This window comes from Providencia sp. PROV004 (assembly GCF_011045615.1).
GTDB lineage: Bacteria > Pseudomonadota > Gammaproteobacteria > Enterobacterales > Enterobacteriaceae > Providencia > Providencia rettgeri.
Window position 1 is genome coordinate 1,778,254 of record NZ_CP042859.1, and the last position, 16,596, is coordinate 1,794,849.

Consider the following 16,596-nt stretch of genomic DNA (forward strand, 5'->3'; position numbering starts at 1 on the left):
TAAAACATGCTAGATTAAGAAACGGCGTTCAAATGAGCGCCGTTTTTTTATGCTTTGATACAAAAGAGAACTAATAATGGAAAAACAAGATCTCATCGATATGGCCAATACCTATATGCCATTTGGTAAATATAAAGGCTGCGTATTAATTGATTTACCCGAAGAATATTTATTATGGTTCTATAAGAAAGGAGAGTTTCCTGCTGGACGTTTAGGGCAGTTAATGGAGATGACTCTAGGATTAAAAATAGAAGGCTTAGAAGGACTTGTAAAGCCTTTAAAGAGGGGTTAATCGTGCCCCAGTGCGTGAGTAATCTTCTGGCTTAAAGTAATAAATAACTTTTGCTCTTGGGGGGTTAATGCTGCTTTGACCTTAGCCGCGTTTTCAGCACGTCCTGTGGCTGCACGCTGCAAAAAATGATGCCCTTTGTCGGTTAAATGGGTGATCAGTTCCCGTCTATCTTCTTCAGATTGATATTGCTCGACAAATTCATAATATTTCAGAACTCGAAGAAACTTCGATAAATTTTGGCGAGAAAGGCCAAGTGCTTGGCTTAACTGGCTTGGTGTTAAGTCTCCTTTTAATCTCAATATCTCTAGCACATCATATTGGCCCCAAGTTATTTGTTCAGGGGTAAAGCTAACTCTGCGTGCAACTAGCGTACATTGCAGTAGAGAAAGCGCATCTTCAAGAGAATTTGGCATTATGACGATCCCGTAATATTCAATCTGTTGAGTATATATTGATTTTAATAATAAGACGACCAGTTGATTAACTTTAGTTAATTAATTATAGTTAACTAAAGTTAATTATAATTGAGGTGAGCTATGGGTAAATTTAATCAGCGAGTTGCGCTTATAACAGGGGCATCGACAGGTGTCGGTTTCACTATTGCACAAAAGCTGTATTCACTTGGCGCAATAGCGGTAATTACGGGGCGTAATGAGGCAGCTTTACAACAAGCCGCTAAAGAAATAGACCCAACAGGACAACGTGTCTATGCCATAAAAATGAATGTCGCAAATGCACAAGACTTTAAAACAACAGTTGAAAAAATTGAGCAACAATACGGTGCATTGCACTACTTGGTGAATAATGCAGGGATCACTGGGCCTCATGGCGTCAATATTGAAGATTATCCTTTAGAGGCTTGGCATGAGGTGATCGAGACCGATATAACAGGAACATTTCATGGTTTGAAGTACAGTATTCCTGCGATTTTGCGCAGTGGTGGGGGAGCTATCGTGAATTTATCAGCTTGCAATGGGGTAACAGGGATAGCGGGCATAGCACCTTACACCGCAGCAAAGCATGCGGTACTGGGGTTAACGCGTTCAGCAGCCTTAGAAAACGCTCAAAAAGGTATTCGTATCAATGCGGTTGGCCCCGGCTATGTAGAAACACCGAATATTAGCGTATTACCACAGGAAACGAAGCAATGGATGGCTTCAACTCATCCAATGGGTAGAATGGCTACTCGGCAAGAAATTGCTAATGTTGTCGCTTTCTTGTTATCAGAAGAGAGTAGCTTTATAACAGGGGCGTTTATTCCTATTGATGGTGGTTATACTGCGCAGTGATGCAAAATAATCAAGGTTTGGCGTCAGCCACAAAATGAGGGAAGACGCCAAAATTACTACCAGTCTACGAGCCTGCTTTGCATCCCTTGGTGGCTAGGGAAATGTGGTAAAACCTCTTCAGCCATTTCTTGTAGTACCTCTAAAGCTGGTCGCTCAGAGTATTGAATTCCAATCGCGGCATGGTTAACTCCCGCAGCTTGCCATTCTTCGAGTAGTTGAATCAAACCGTTACGGCCTGTTCGTAGAGTGAATCCTCCTCGTAAAGGAGTGCGCGGGAAATCAGGATCATCGACAAGGTCAATCCATTCATTTGTCATATGTGGCCTAAAGTCATGTTCAGGGATGAGGGCACGCCAGGACGCAATTTTCTCAGCTAAACGAAGAGCGCCTTCTGGATGACTGGTAGCTTCAGGATAGGATAACCAACCATCGGAATAATCAGCAATCCACTGTTTAGATTGGCCTGAGCCTCCTGTGACGATTAATGGTATTTGCCCAGTGATTGGTTTCGGGAGTAGCTGGGCTCGATTGAACTCACCTAGTGGGGATTGAATATTCAGTAACCCATCAGCCATTAACTGCCTAAAGTAATCAACAGCCTGTGCAAATCTTTTTGCACGTTGCTCATAATTAATACCATAGGCAGGAAACTCAATAGCTCTATCTCCTGAGGCAATACCCATTACTAGCCGGTTACCTGAAAGTTGGTCAATTGTGGTGGCCGCTTTGGCTAAATCAATTGGGTGTCGTAATGAAAAAATCGAGCTTCCTGTAACCAATGCAACATTTTTTGTTCTGGCAGCAATAAAGGACAAATAGGTCAGAGGATCAAATAACTGACCTGCATCACCAAACAATGGGTCGAATAAGGGAATATCTCGCACCCAAACTGCAGCAAAATTATATTCATCAATATGTTCGATTAAGTTTATTTGCCCTTTTAATATCTGGGTATCTCCTTGATAAAAACGTAAGGGCAGGAAAATTCCGACAGTAAGTTTGTTAGGAGAAAACATACGATTATAGCCTACATGAGATGCAAAGGACGATGATGGCTGTGCTTTTTGTTTAGGGAAAAATGGGGATGTATTCATGTCATTGTCCAATATTAGGCTTCTGTAGCAGGGGCGGGTAGAGTGATCCCTTTCATGACAGCGGGTCTCAAGGCAACTCGGTCATACCATTTCGTTAAATGTGTGTGTTGGCTAAAATCGAACGCAATAACCTGAGCAATGTGTAACCAGCCGAAATTAGCGATATCTGCGATGGAGTAATCAGAGCCTGCAAGATAAGGTGCATTTTCGAGTTGTTTGTCTAATACCGTGAGTGCCTTGTGGGTCATATTAAAATAGCGTTCCACAATCGCTGGCTTTGGTGATTTATCGAAAATAGCGAAGTTTACCCATTGACCTATAATCGGCCCTAAACTGGCAGAATGGAATTGTAGCCATTTAATGGCTTCCCACTTTTGTTTAGGGATAGCGGGAAGAAGTTGGCCTGTTTTTTCAGCAAGATATAATAAAATTGCGGCTGATTCAAAGAGAGTAATCTCTGTTTGTGGATCATAAATAACAGGAATACGTCCATGAGGATTTAACTGTAAAAAAGTGGGTTGCTGGTGGTTACCACGAGAAATTTGTATATGATTAAGGTGGTATGGAAGGTTTAGTTCCTCTAATGCTATTGTTATTTTAAATCCATTTGGCGAGCTATCAGTATAAAGTTCAAGCATAGTTGTATTCGCTTTTCTATATCGTTAAGATTGAATTGATGCCTTGATTATTGGTTTTCTACTGAAGAAAATAAAACCATATTAACTCAACTTAAATTTAGAAAAACTAAACTATGAATCCGGTTCTCCCATTACTTGCTTTACGAGCTTTCACCGAAGTGGCGAAACATAAAAGTATTAAGCGCGCCGCACACTTTCTTGGTGTGACATCAGGTGCGGTTAGCCAGCAAATTCGTTTATTAGAAGAACGGATTGGAATGCCATTGTTTGTGCGCAGTCACCACAGCATGGAATTAACACATGCAGGGCAGTGTGTTTACCCTGCGTTGTTGCAGGCATTCGAACAAATCGAAGGTTCAATGTATGTGCTAGAAAATATTCGTAAAGAAAAAACGATTAACATTAGTACCGTTCCTTCATTTGCCGCCTCTTGGCTAGTACCCCGTTTAGGGAGGTTCACGCAGTCACATCCTGAAATTGAGGTGCATATTGAAGCTTCTTCAGCATTAGTTAATTTGCATCAGCAGCGGGTTGATATAGCTATTCGCCATGGTTTAGGGCATTACCCAAATTTAGTGAGTGAGCGGTTAATTACACCTGTTTTATTACCGGTGATGAGTCCTGATTTTCCGATTAATAGCGCGATTGAAACCCCGCAAGACTGCCTGAATTACCCATTATTACAAGATAATGACCGTATGGACTGGTCACTTTGGCTAGCGGCTCATGGCGTGGAAAATAGCGAAAGAGCAAAACGGGGAAGTGCATTTGATGATGATTATTTATTGATCCGTGCTGCGATTGCAGGGCAAGGTTTAGCCTTAGTCCCAAAAGAGTATGCGATACAGGAAATCGAAGAAGGGCGGCTAGTGCAAGTGATTGATAAGCCATGGCCAGCGAGGTTCGCGTATTATTTAGTGATGTTACCGGAATCTATTGAAAAACCAGAAGTTTTAGCATTTTTAAATTGGATTAAATCGGAAGCTAAACAGACTGAAAGTGTAGAAAGTTAATGGTGGAGCTAAGCGGGATCGAACCGCTGACCTCTTGCATGCCATGCAAGCGCTCTCCCAGCTGAGCTATAGCCCCAATCGAAATGTTTTGTATTGTGCCATCTAACAGGGAATTAGATGGTGGAGCTAAGCGGGATCGAACCGCTGACCTCTTGCATGCCATGCAAGCGCTCTCCCAGCTGAGCTATAGCCCCAAACAAAATCTTTTGGACGCAGGGATGATATTCAAGGCTAGAGAGAGTGTCAATCAAATAATAGCATTTCCAAACCGATTGATTAAATATAAAGCAAATTCTAGCTAATTCAAATGATTGAAGTAATCAGCGGGTAACTTTTATTTATTAAAGCCAAACCCTTGGCCGATGTTAATTTTTGCACCGTTTCTCAAGAGCAGCGTATTATTATATTGGATATCATCATTAGTTAGATTTGGAGCCATAAGCAATAAGCTACTGCTATCAACGAGAAGGAGCGTATTTTTTAATGATATGTTATTCATGCTTATTGATGAGGTTTTTTTATCATCTGGCCGTGTGATATTAATGGCGGAAAACACCTTTCCTTGAAACTCACCTAGAGTTGAGATCTCTGCGCGTTTAGTATTAATAATTCCATTATTTGCTATATTAAATTCATTTTCGCTATGAATGAATAGATAAGGTGTATTTACCGTTGCAGCTGGCCTTATCAGAATATTTTTTCTTTTCCGCTGTTGTGGTATTGCCTCAGGAAAGATATCTGGAATAATTATTTCATCTTTTGTGATTTTAACATCACCATTATAAATTTTAATACTTCCTTCAGAGTGATTTTCTTTATTAAACCTAATTTTATTGGCTATCAAATTCAAGTCATTATAATTATTTTTTAATTTACTGATGTTGATTGTTCCTTTTTGAACTGTATTGGGTTTATATTCTCCTTGATTATTAATATGTTGGACTGAAAAGGCTGTTAAAGTGGTTAAATTATCAAAGCTACAGCGATTACAGTTGATCCCATTGGGGTTGACGATAAGGTGATGGGTTTTCTCGGTGTTAATATTAATATTACCGTTAATATAACTTTTGTTATTGGAAGTGACCTCGCTAATAATTAATTTTGCTGGATAAATAGGGTGGTTATTGATTTTCAATCCCTTTTTATTAACATGAAATTCTTGATAATAATTATGGGAAACTTGGTTTTTATCGCTTGGGTTTACCTCTATAATAGGAATATTGTTTCTGTTTTCAGCTATTCTAATTTGTTGGTTTTTACTATTATCAATGAGTACTTTCTTTTCTGAGAGAATAGAGGAAAAACTCATTTTTGAAAATATTAATATAGGTAATATGATTGTGAGATTGATAATGAATTTTTTCATTTAATGACCGTAATTGTGTGATAGAAGTGTTTACCATAAATTAATCATCACCCATACGTCTAATTAAGATTTTATATGAACCCAGGTAATATATAAATAATAACCTCATACGTGATAAGACGCATGAGGTTATTTAATTTTAGTCGTTATTATTGTGCGCTTGATTCGCGCTCACTAATAAATGAAAGTGCTTTTTCAATACGAGCGATTGAACGGGCTTGGCCGATAGCGTGAACGGTCACATCAAGGCCTGGAGATTGGCCGGCACCTGTTACAGCAACACGTAAAGGCATTCCCACTTTACCCATACCCACTTCTAATTCAGCTGCAGTAGCTTCGATGGCTTGATGAACATTTTCAGCCGTCCAATCAGTGATCGCAGCTAACTTATCTTTTACGACTTCTAACGGTTGACGTGCAACAGGTCGTAAGTGTTTTTTCGCGGCATCAGCATCAAACTCTTCAAAATCTTGGTAGAAATAGTGGCAGGATTCCGCCATTTCTTTCAATGTCTTGCAGCGTTCACCCAGTAATTTGATTAGATCAACTAATTGAGGCCCTGTGCTGGTATCAATGTTTTGTTGTTCAATATGCCATGCAAGATAGGTTGCAACTTCTTCTGCTGGTAATGTATTGATATAGTGGTGGTTTAACCATTGCAGTTTTTCAGTGTTAAACGCACTTGCTGATTTACTGATAGCATCAAGGCTGAAATACTCTTTCATTTCTTCAACGGTGAAAATTTCTTGGTCACCATGAGACCAACCTAAACGCACAAGATAATTAAGAAGCGCTTGCGGCAAATAACCGTCATCACGGTACTGCATAACGCTAACTGCACCATGGCGTTTTGACAGTTTTTTACCATCATCACCTAGGATCATTGACACGTGGGCATACACAGGCACTGGTGCCCCTAATGCTTTTAGAATATTGATCTGGCGAGGTGTGTTATTAATATGGTCTTCACCACGAATAACATGAGTGATTTCCATATCCCAGTCATCAATTACGACGCAGAAATTATATGTCGGGGAACCATCAGTACGGCGAATGATTAAGTCATCCAGTTCTTGGTTACTAAACTCAATTGGCCCACGAATTTTGTCGTCAAAAATAACGGAACCTTCTTGTGGATTACGAAAACGAACAACGTGTGGCTCATCTGGCGTATGGTTGTGAGCATGATCACGGCAGCAACCATCGTACCGAGGCTTTTCGTTATTTGCCATTTGTTCTTCACGTAACGCTTCTAGACGCTCTTTTGAACAATAACAACGATAAGCGGTACCCGCATCTAACATTTGATCAATGACATCATTATAACGGTCAAAACGTTTAGTTTGATAATAAGGGCCTTCATCCCAATTTAAATTCAACCAGTTCATACCGTCCATAATGGCGTCGATAGCTTCCTGAGTTGAACGTTCTAAGTCAGTATCTTCAATACGCAGGACAAATTCGCCCTGATTGTGGCGACTAAATAACCAGGAATACAGAGCGGTACGTGCACCACCAACGTGTAAATAGCCAGTTGGACTTGGCGCAAAACGGGTTTTGATTTTACTCATCGAGATTGCCTTAATTGCAAAACATGTTTTTGAAGCGCTTATCTATTTACTGTAAAAGACTAAAAACAAGCACAGTTAACTGGGTAGCAAGTTTGATGTTCTAAACAGCGAAATGTCTAAGCATTGCTAATATGTGTATCTATTCTATCATCCTACAATGATTCCTCAATCAAGTTATCAGAATAGAAGACAAGAAATTACGCAGTTTCGACAAATTTGACATAAATAAATGCGCTTTAAAAATAATTTCTGTTTTTTTCTTAAAAGAACAAAGAGAAAATGATAGGTAATTGATTAAAAAGGCAGCTTTTCTGGTGAATATTGAAACATCTTGATTATTTTTGCAACGAACGATAAAAATCTATTGAAAAAGCGTTGACTCAGAACTCAGTATCCCTATAATGCACCTCCATCGACGACGGGGCGATTAGCTCAGTTGGTAGAGCACCTCCCTTACAAGGAGGGGGTCAGTGGTTCGAGCCCGCTATCGCCCACCACCGTTGACGATGACAATAAATAATTGGGCGATTAGCTCAGTTGGTAGAGCACCTCCCTTACAAGGAGGGGGTCAGTGGTTCGAGCCCGCTATCGCCCACCAATTATTTATTATAATGTAATATAAGTCATGAAGTGGGCGATTAGCTCAGTTGGTAGAGCACCTCCCTTACAAGGAGGGGGTCAGTGGTTCGAGCCCGCTATCGCCCACCACTTCATTAGATACTTGCATTAAAATACAATTTAGATGGGTCGTTAGCTCAGTCGGTAGAGCAGTTGACTTTTAATCAATTGGTCGCAGGTTCGAATCCTGCACGACCCACCATCTAAGCAGTAAAAAAATCAGAATTTCCAAGATGGGTCGTTAGCTCAGTCGGTAGAGCAGTTGACTTTTAATCAATTGGTCGCAGGTTCGAATCCTGCACGACCCACCATCTCAGCCATTTCTAAGTTAATTCCCAATCAAGTAAATACTCAAGTTGCCAAGCTATACCTCGACAAGCTGGTTGTAGGTTCAGCCCGTAGGGAAAATCCTGTACGACCCACCATTAAGACATGGTGTTATTGCAGACTAAATCTAGCGAATACACACATATTATGGCAGTTTTATTTCTTAAAGGACTCAATAAGGATTAAAGTAATTAGCAATTATACTGCTTGCCTGATATGTAGAATAATTCAGGATGCGCTTTGCAATGATCATTTCGTTCTTACACCTATATTTCTATATGGCATTAGCAGAATATATTTTACTACTAATAGATAATAAAGGAGTAAGCGATAGACTATAATGATTTAATTAGGCATAAATGACAAAATAAAATTGTATAAATGAATGTCTAATTGCTATTTTGTGGAATAGAGAAAGTACATATCAATTTTTTATAAACTATTTTTATTATATCGTAAATGTGAGATACTACATCTTGGTTATAAACTCTGAGATCGTGTTTGTTTTTGAAATATTATAGCAATCTGCGTACTGTAAAAAATAGAAACTAGTAAGAACCAAATTAGATTGTCGATGAAAGTCATTTTTCATAATTTTGTGATGCTCATCTAGTAAAATGAATAATAAGCTTTCTTAACGTTATGGTTTTGTTATGTTTGGTACTTGAATATTATAAATTTTATTCTTGCTACTTTAAAAATTTACTATTTCGCTAATTGTAACAGGTTAACTGGCTTTTTAGCGTACTGATATTTTGTCGAATCAGAGAGTTTTAGAGATAAAATTGATTGTTTTTACTATTTTTTACATAAAAGTACCATCTAAACTGGGTTTATCACATTTCTCCAACTTAAATTGTATCAATAACATTAATATTGTTACAGTGTTAAATAATTCTGTTTATTTCCTTTGTTTTTAGATTATACATCGGCTATATGGGTCTTTTTTAGATAAATATTCCAAAGAAAGGTGGGTGTCTTATGGAATATAAGCATGAGGAATTACTCATTTTGTGCGTAACTAGGTGATATTACAGCACTATTTTGATTTTAAACATGAAGTGTATAGAGTGAAATACTTTGTTACATAGTTGCAATGTCAATTTAGGACTAGTTGAAACTAATTATAATGGTAGTATATCATTCTTTCCGATATATGCTGAATCGACTATAGCATTATCAAATGTTATACACATAAATATAAAAATAAAATATGTAGATAATTATCTGCTAATTTTTATTTCCTTAATATAAATTGAAGCGAGAATGTTTATGAACACGAAATATCCTGTCGCTTGTGCAGTTGGACAAAAAATAAAAGCCCTTAGAAGAGCTCAAGGCTTTACTGTTTTTCAGTTAGCTAAAGAGATAGATATAAGTGAACAGCAGCTATTTCGTTACGAGCGCGGTGTTAATCGTATTGATATAGATTGCCTTGTTCGAGTGTTAAAAGTTTTAGACGTTAACATGGGTGAGTTTTTTAGTGAAGTCCTACAAGATGATACTCAAGTAGATGAGAGCACTGGTGATAAAGGGTTTGAAAGCTCTGCATATACCCTTGTATAACCAAATATCCATATTGTCTCAGAATGAAACGTAATTAACTTTCGTTCTTAATTATTTCAATTGGGAACGTAAATTAAATGTATCTGCTGTGTATGATTTAAATAAGACAATAGCTATTTTTAGCTTATGTTTCATAATAGAACAAATAAAAGCCCGAAAGGGCTTTTATTTTTATATCCTTAAACTAACAATTACTTAATATTTCACTCGGTATGGGGGTAGTTTTTCTGGCGTGCTTATGCCTAGTTAACTTTCTTGTTCTTGAATTGGCTCTAATATTACTGTGACGATACGTGTTTCGATCATTTCTCCAATTCTTAATTGCAGTTGTTCTAGTTTTATGACGGTATCTTGTAAAGGACTCGATATAGAAGCATAAATAAATTGGTTAAGCGTCCTTTCATCGCCGTTATCAATTTGAATACCATAAGAGGATTGGATCTCATTTAATCGCGTCGTTCCTTTTAGACTTAACCCTGTATCGGGTAGTTCAATAGGTATGTGCTCAGAGATATTTTTTTCTGAAAAAAGACGTTCAAGGAAAATACGGTTTTCAGGTTTAAGAACAACGAATAAATGGTCATCAGCGTGAAGAATAGTTGACCCCCTTGGTGGTAAAACACTTTTTTCTCTCGTAATCATTGCAATGACAGTTTGGTCTGGTAATGCTAATTGTGATAACCGACGACCTACCGCAGAGCAATCCTCCCCTAAAGTATATTCCACTAAATCAGCATCTATTTGGTCTACTGCGGTAATATCTAAAGTGGCTGCAGGGATCAATGGAGGTGGCTGCATTAAATTCAATTTACGTGCTACATAAGGCAAGGTTGAGCCTTGTAAAGTTGCTGAGATTAATACCACAAAGAAAACCACGTCAAAAATCAGATGGGCATTAGGTAGCCCGTAGATAAACGGGAAAATAGCGAGAATAATAGGCACTGAGCCACGTAAACCTACCCAGGAAATCAATGTTATTTCAGGTTTTGGAAAACCAAATAATTTTAGGACAGGTATTACAGCCAATGGCCTCGCAATAAAAGTTAAGACAAGGGCGATAACTAAGCCTTCAAGCCAGACTTCAATAAGAGAACTTGGGTTGACAAGTAACCCTAACATAACGAACATGATAATTTGGCTTAGCCATGCTAATCCATCATGGAATAAAAATGTATTACGTTGAAAAACAAACCGATGATTACCAATTACCACACCGGTAACAAAAATAGATAAGAAACCACTGCCTTCTAAGTTACTGGCGAGCCCGAAAGAAAGTAGTCCACATGCAGCGACAAGGACAGGATATAATCCAGTTGCTAGTAGCTTAATCTTATTGATAATTTTGACTGAAACCCAGCCAACACTCAAGCCAACAACTGTCCCTATTCCCATCTGGCTAAAAAATAGCAAAATTAATTCACTACCTGAAGCTTGTGGATTCATTAAGAGTTGTAATAAACCAACCGTTAAGAATATGGCAGTAGGATCATTGGTTGCACTTTCTATTTCTAAAGTAGATTGCAGACGCTCGTTTAAATAGATCCCAGCGTTGCGCAGTAAGGAAAAGACGGCAGCGGCATCGGTAGAACCGACGATAGCGCCAAGTAGTAGCCCTTCAAGCAGAGGGACACCGAGAATATAAGCTGCGGCGAGCCCAGTTACACCAGCAGTTACAAGAACGCCAAGTGTTGCTAGTGTAAAAGACGGTTTCCAAACTAAACGAATTGACTTTACGGATGTTTGCAGACCTCCATCAAATAAAATTAAAGCAAGAGCAAGAGAACCAACGGCATACGAAACATTAACGTTATCAAACGTAATCTTACCTATCCCATCTTCACCGGCTAACATGCCAATAAATAAAAACATGACTAGCATGGGTAAACCAAGTCTAGCTGACAATTTGCTAGAGAAAATACCCAAAAGAATGAGTATAGAAATCAATAAAATGAGTTGTTCAATAGTTGGCATAATCAGTTTAATCTGTAAGTGAATAAAACGCTGACGATGCATCGTAAAGCGCGCGTAGAAAGCAAAAAATGTCAAAATAGCAAGATAACTAAATATACACTGAGAATAGATTATTTTAGCGAAAAGCCGATAATATCCATTAAAAAGTATATCTACATGATTATAATATAAATAAATTTAAATAATTTGATTATTTATCGCATTTTTTGTCATTAAAGTGAGTTAAAGCACGTAAAAAAACGATAAATTTGAATAAGTAAGCATCGAGGTGGGCTTATTATATTTTTTTAATCAAAGATAATTATGGCGTGGGGAGAGAAGTATTGAAGGGAGGGAATAGGCATTTATAAAGTAAGGTCAAAATAAAGAAGGCCGAAAAAATTTTCGACCTTCACCATTACACTAATGATAGCGAGCTTTTTTAGCTAAATAGTCGCCAATAAATTGCATGCCTTGAACGATAATTACCAATGTAACAACGGTGATAGCCATTGCGACATTATCAAAACGCTGGTAACCATAGTTTAGAGCTAAGTCACCCACACCACCACCACCAACGGCGCCTGCCATGGCGGTTGCACCAACTAAAGTAATACTGGCAGCGGTTAAACTTAGGATTAATGATGACTTCGCCTCAGGTAAAATAAAGTGCCAAACAATTTGCCAATTTGTTGCTCCCATAGAATCAGCCGCTTCAATAATACCTGAATGTACGCTGAGTAATGAGTTTTCAACTAAACGTGCAGTATAAGGAGCAATAAAAATAACTAATGGTACAATTGCTGCAGTTGTTCCTATTGAGGTTCCAACCATAAAGCGTGTTAGGGGGATCATTGCAACTAATAATATGATAAAAGGCAATGAGCGAATAATATTAATAATAGGGTTCACTATACGATAAATACATTTATTTTCCCAAATACCGTCTGGCCTCGTTACAACAAGTACGATACCTAACAGAATCCCAAATATAGAGCCTAATACGAGTGCAACGCTGACCATCGTAAAGGTTTCTGACATCGCTAATAAAAACTGTTTAGTTGTTAAAGCGGTTTCGAATAATTGTGTCATATTGCCCCCTTATTGACAGCAACCCCACGTTGACGAAGAAAAGAAACCGCCTCATCCATTTTTTCTTTATCACCAATAAATTGGACAAACATGCTACCTAGCACGACACCACTGATTTCTTTCATGTTGGCAAATAAAATATTTATTTTGACAATTTCTTTCAGTATTAACTCATTAACAACAGGTTGTTGAGCGGAAGTTCCTAAAAATTCAAGACGATAAACATCTTGTTGATGTTCTAAGTTATGTAGAACGCGCTCTGGAATTTCTTCGTTTAACACGGTTCCTACAAACTTTCTGGTTGTGTCTTGGCGTGGGTTGGCAAAAATATCAAGTACGGTTCCTTCTTCGACAATTTTACCTGATTCCATAACAGCAACACGGTTACAGATTTGTTCAATAACTTCCATTTCGTGAGTCACGAGTAAGATAGTAATATGTTGTTCTTGGTTGATCTTTTTTAATAATTGCAAAATTGAGCGAGTCGTTTGTGGGTCAAGTGCTGAGGTGGCCTCGTCACATAATAAAATTTGTGGGTTATTGATCAAAGCGCGAGCAATACCAACTCGTTGTTTTTGTCCACCAGATAACTGCCCTGGGTATTGGTTTTTTTTATCGCTAAGTTCGACATATTCAAGAATGCTATCAACTCGCTGAGTGATTTCCTGTTTATCAATACCTGAGAGTACTAAGGGCATCGCAATATTTTGTGCAACAGTTTTCGTTTCCAGTAAATTAAAATGCTGGAAAATCATACCGATGCTTTTTTTATGTGAACGAGTTTCTGCTGGGGTATGCTCAGCAATATTTTGGCCATTAATGATAACAGCACCACTGGTTGGTTTTTCTAATTGATTCACTAGGCGGATAAGTGAGCTTTTACCAGCTCCGCTATAACCAATAAATCCAAAGATATCCCCTTTATTGATATGCAAATTAATATCTTGCAATGCAACTAAAGACTGCCCATCTTTTTCATAGACTTTTTGAATATTTTGAAAGGTAATCATAATTTACTCTACATTATCAGTTAATTGCATACGTTCTGAAGGTGGTGCAGCGGGGAGCCACTCATCACCTAATAATTCAGCTTCTTGGCTATTTTTGACTTGCTCAAGATGTTGTTCTTGATGGTTCAGATACAATTGAGCGGCAATATGGTCAGCCAATCGTTCAGCTCCAACATTCGTTCCGGGGATTAACCCTATAACGGGCCCCATGCTGAGTGATGCGCTTAAATTAAAACAATATAACTGATTGATTTTTAATGTGTCTGAGTTGCTTTTAGCTTGAAATTCAAAGTGATTACCTAAATAAGGGTGTGAAGCTAACTCTGCATTTTCCTCATGGAAAGATGGTGTGTATGCATCCCCCCATGTTTTGACTAGCAGAGATAATTGATGAAAAGCTCTGTCCTTAGCCCAATTAATTCGATAGCCAGTTGCCAAGATTAAATAATCTAATATGAATTTGCCTGTTGTGGTCGTGACGTGCAACTTTTTGTTTTTTACTTCAATAAATTTAACTTGAGTATTGAAATTGAAATAAGCATTTTCATGGCGAGAGACTCTCAAGGTACTTCCGTGAGGGGCTGGTGTTTTAGCTTTAGCAACATAATCCGTGTAATGCCACTTTTGAGCATCGGTAAAATAGGTATATGCATTGGTAAAACCTGCACTTCCAGCAACTTTTCCTCGGTTTACACGAGGCATATCGTTAGCTCGGATCAAAATTTCAACCGAATTAGCGCCATTTTCTAATGCCGTTGCTGAGCTATCCATCGCTCCTGCACTATAACCTACAACACCAATATCTAAGCCTTTAAAACGGCGATAGTCAGTGCCTGCGTAGGAGTGTTCCCAATAGGCTGTTGGAATATCATTCATAAAGCTAGGGATATTGGCCTCACTAAAAGACTCCATACCCGTTGCTAAAATAACATGTTGTGCTTGATAACTGACTGTTCCTTCAGGGGTATTAAAAATTAATTCACGGTAGTTATCATTAAGTTGTACATCAACGAGATGGTATTGATTAAGCACATGGGGTTCAGTCATGGTTTTATACCATTGCAGGTATTCACCCCATTGCAAACGTGGAATTTTATCAAGTTCATCCCATTTTTGAATACTAAATTGGGCTTTAAACCAAGCTTGGAAAGTTAATGAGGGAGATGCAAGTGCAGGGCCAACCACATGTTTTGGTGAACGTAATGTTTCCATTAGTGCAGGGCTTTGCCATGGGCCTTCTTTGCCAGAAGCGGCCTGATCGAAAACAATGGCGTTAATTCCGCGTAATTTCAGAGCGAAAGCTGCTGTAATCCCTGACATGCCCGCGCCAATGATAGCGACATCAATAACTTGGTTTTCAGGACAGTTTTTTGATAATGACCAAGACGTTATTGGTAAATTTAAATATTGCAAATCTTGTTTTATTTGCGCTTCTAATGCCTCTAAACCCATAATCAGTTCCATTGAATTACTCCTTGCCCTCGGCTATTTCAAAGGGTTCTCCTAGTGATAACATTAAGCGGTTCGCCCATGAAAAGAAGGCTGTTGATTGAACTAAATCGAGTAATTCAAGTTCAGACAAGCCTAGCGTTTGTAACTCTTTAATTTGTGATGATGTGGCTTGGATGGGGGTTGCAGACAAGGAAGCAACCAAATCTGTGATGGCTAGTAGTCTGTCATCAAAACCTTCTGCAAGTACTGAACCTGTCGCCGTTGCTAATAGTTTATCAACATCAGCGCGTCGCTCTTTTGCATATTGACTAGCTTTTCTTGCGTGAACAGAAGCACAGTATATGCAACCATTAACTTTACTAGTTACAGCTGCTGCAAATTCACGTTCCCAGCGAGGTAGCCCTTCAGAGGTATAAAATACGCCACGGTCAATTAAAGTTCGTAATTCTAAAATTTTGCATTGATGGGCAAGTAGTAAAAAATATTCAGAGTTTAATTGACCAAATTTTTTCATAACTTGGGCTTCTTCAGCGGATAATGTCTTCGCATCTCTTGCTGAAATCCAAGCTTCCCATCCTAAATTATCTTGTGTAAAAGCGGTTGGGGATGAATTTCCTTTGCGGGTTAAAGGTTGGTGGTTCCACTTACCTGCAACAACTTTAGGTGCACTATTTGTAAGATTACTACTATCCGTCAGTAACAGAATCCCTTCGATTAGCCGAGCTTGATAAGTGACATAAGTTATTAATTGAGCAAGTAAAATAATGTCACTTTCTTGCCAACCTTGGTTAGTTAATTCGGCAATCAATTGGTAATGAGTGTCTTTCGGTGACTGTGTTAAAACTTGCAGATATTCTTTTGCTGCGGCAAGTGGTTTGCTAAGCGGTTCATCAGGAATTGAGTTTATTAATTGCAAATAAAATTCAGCAAGGCGGGGACTTCCTGTAATTTTTGCAACTTCATGGGCAAAATAATATTTCACATCACTTGTTAGCCGTGTCGAGGGCGCTGAAAAAATGGCTTCAAATACGGCTTGAGTATTTTCAGTCGCCACATTACGTTCATGGCGAATCTTAGTTAGACTGGAATCTGGTGTTAAGTTAGTTAAATAATTAATTACATCATTATTGGAAATAGTCATAAAGTAACTCACTTTTTTTAAACGTTTTTTATCTCCTTCATTACATATCAATCACATCACTAATCGAACGATCTATTTGTTATATGCTTATAACCAAAAGAGATTAAACTAAGCCCTTATATTACTTTTGTATTAAGTTATAACGATATAGTCTAAGTCGTGCTCTCTAATTATGAT

The 16,596-nt window shown here is 38.3% G+C and carries 14 protein-coding genes and 7 tRNA genes; 9 read left to right on the forward strand and 12 right to left on the reverse strand.

Annotation, left to right across the window (positions count from 1 at the left end; translation table 11 throughout):
* Positions 1–76: 76 nt before the first annotated feature.
* Complete coding sequence (locus tag FVA69_RS07700) at positions 77–292, forward strand: DUF3820 family protein (RefSeq protein WP_004912576.1); 216 nt, start codon at positions 77–79, stop codon at positions 290–292.
* On the opposite strand, the gene FVA69_RS07705 is transcribed toward FVA69_RS07700, so the two are convergent.
* The gene (locus tag FVA69_RS07705; RefSeq protein WP_004912574.1) at positions 289–705 is read right to left on the reverse strand and encodes a MarR family winged helix-turn-helix transcriptional regulator; all 417 of its coding nucleotides are present in this window, start codon (positions 703–705) and stop codon (positions 289–291) included. The genes FVA69_RS07700 and FVA69_RS07705 overlap by 4 nt on opposite strands.
* Positions 706–828: 123 nt before the next feature.
* Here FVA69_RS07705 and FVA69_RS07710 point away from each other — a divergent pair, with 123 nt between their 5' ends.
* Entirely contained in the window at positions 829–1,581 is a 753-nt protein-coding gene (locus FVA69_RS07710) for an SDR family NAD(P)-dependent oxidoreductase (protein ID WP_109911495.1), read from the forward strand.
* Between the two features lie 56 nt (positions 1,582–1,637).
* Here the strand turns inward: FVA69_RS07710 and FVA69_RS07715 are convergent, their stop codons facing one another.
* Together FVA69_RS07715 and FVA69_RS07720 are read right to left on the reverse strand one after the other, a co-directional pair.
* Positions 1,638–2,675 carry an LLM class oxidoreductase gene (locus FVA69_RS07715; protein ID WP_196718972.1) on the reverse strand — a complete coding sequence of 346 codons (1,038 nt, stop codon included), beginning with the start codon at positions 2,673–2,675 and terminating at the stop codon, positions 1,638–1,640.
* Positions 2,676–2,689: 14 nt separating this feature from the next.
* Complete coding sequence (locus FVA69_RS07720; RefSeq protein WP_164528629.1) at positions 2,690–3,313, reverse strand: glutathione S-transferase family protein; 624 nt, start codon at positions 3,311–3,313, stop codon at positions 2,690–2,692.
* Between the two features lie 113 nt (positions 3,314–3,426).
* Between FVA69_RS07720 and gcvA the strand changes: the two genes are divergently transcribed.
* Positions 3,427–4,326, forward strand: a complete 900-nt coding sequence (gcvA, locus tag FVA69_RS07725) for a transcriptional regulator GcvA (protein WP_109911497.1) — start codon at positions 3,427–3,429, stop codon at positions 4,324–4,326.
* Here gcvA and FVA69_RS07730 read toward each other — a convergent pair.
* The 4 genes from FVA69_RS07730 to gltX form a co-directional block, all read right to left on the reverse strand.
* A tRNA-Ala gene (locus FVA69_RS07730) sits at positions 4,327–4,402 on the reverse strand.
* 42 nt (positions 4,403–4,444) lie between these two features.
* Positions 4,445–4,520 (reverse strand) — tRNA-Ala (locus FVA69_RS07735).
* Positions 4,521–4,660: 140 nt separating this feature from the next.
* The gene (locus tag FVA69_RS07740) at positions 4,661–5,692 is read right to left on the reverse strand and encodes a filamentous hemagglutinin N-terminal domain-containing protein (protein ID WP_109911498.1); all 1,032 of its coding nucleotides are present in this window, start codon (positions 5,690–5,692) and stop codon (positions 4,661–4,663) included.
* Positions 5,693–5,841: 149 nt separating this feature from the next.
* Positions 5,842–7,263, reverse strand: coding sequence for a glutamate--tRNA ligase (gene gltX / locus FVA69_RS07745; RefSeq protein ID WP_004912558.1), 1,422 nt, complete (start codon positions 7,261–7,263; stop codon positions 5,842–5,844).
* A 421-nt stretch (positions 7,264–7,684) separates the two neighbouring features.
* On the opposite strand from gltX, the gene FVA69_RS07750 reads away from it, so the two are divergent.
* The 6 genes from FVA69_RS07750 (at position 7,685) to FVA69_RS07775 (ending at position 9,774) form a co-directional block, all read left to right on the forward strand.
* Positions 7,685–7,760 (forward strand) — tRNA-Val (locus tag FVA69_RS07750).
* A 25-nt stretch (positions 7,761–7,785) separates the two neighbouring features.
* Positions 7,786–7,861, forward strand: a tRNA-Val gene (locus tag FVA69_RS07755).
* Positions 7,862–7,895: 34 nt separating this feature from the next.
* A tRNA-Val gene (locus tag FVA69_RS07760) sits at positions 7,896–7,971 on the forward strand.
* A 36-nt stretch (positions 7,972–8,007) separates the two neighbouring features.
* Positions 8,008–8,083: transfer RNA gene (locus FVA69_RS07765), tRNA-Lys, on the forward strand.
* A 33-nt stretch (positions 8,084–8,116) separates the two neighbouring features.
* A tRNA-Lys gene (locus FVA69_RS07770) sits at positions 8,117–8,192 on the forward strand.
* A 1,288-nt stretch (positions 8,193–9,480) separates the two neighbouring features.
* Positions 9,481–9,774 (forward strand): helix-turn-helix domain-containing protein, encoded by a 294-nt coding sequence (locus tag FVA69_RS07775; protein WP_004912555.1) that lies wholly within the window; start codon positions 9,481–9,483, stop codon positions 9,772–9,774.
* Positions 9,775–10,020: 246 nt separating this feature from the next.
* Here FVA69_RS07775 and FVA69_RS07780 read toward each other — a convergent pair whose 3' ends face one another.
* The 5 genes from FVA69_RS07780 to FVA69_RS07800 all read right to left on the reverse strand — a co-directional run bounded on the left by FVA69_RS07780 (position 10,021) and on the right by FVA69_RS07800 (position 16,419).
* Complete coding sequence (locus FVA69_RS07780; protein ID WP_226537920.1) at positions 10,021–11,787, reverse strand: potassium/proton antiporter; 1,767 nt, start codon at positions 11,785–11,787, stop codon at positions 10,021–10,023.
* A gap of 360 nt (positions 11,788–12,147) precedes the next feature.
* Entirely contained in the window at positions 12,148–12,816 is a 669-nt protein-coding gene (locus FVA69_RS07785; protein ID WP_004264861.1) for a methionine ABC transporter permease, read from the reverse strand.
* Positions 12,813–13,826 (reverse strand): methionine ABC transporter ATP-binding protein, encoded by a 1,014-nt coding sequence (locus FVA69_RS07790; RefSeq protein WP_109911499.1) that lies wholly within the window; start codon positions 13,824–13,826, stop codon positions 12,813–12,815. The genes FVA69_RS07785 and FVA69_RS07790 overlap by 4 nt, the downstream gene beginning before the upstream one ends.
* Before the next feature lie 3 nt (positions 13,827–13,829).
* Positions 13,830–15,290, reverse strand: a complete 1,461-nt coding sequence (locus FVA69_RS07795; protein ID WP_164528630.1) for an NAD(P)-binding domain-containing protein — start codon at positions 15,288–15,290, stop codon at positions 13,830–13,832.
* Positions 15,291–15,294: 4 nt separating this feature from the next.
* Positions 15,295–16,419: a CMD domain-containing protein gene (locus FVA69_RS07800; protein WP_164528631.1), complete on the reverse strand. Its 1,125-nt coding sequence runs from the start codon at positions 16,417–16,419 to the stop codon at positions 15,295–15,297.
* Between the last annotated feature and the right edge of the window lie 177 nt (positions 16,420–16,596).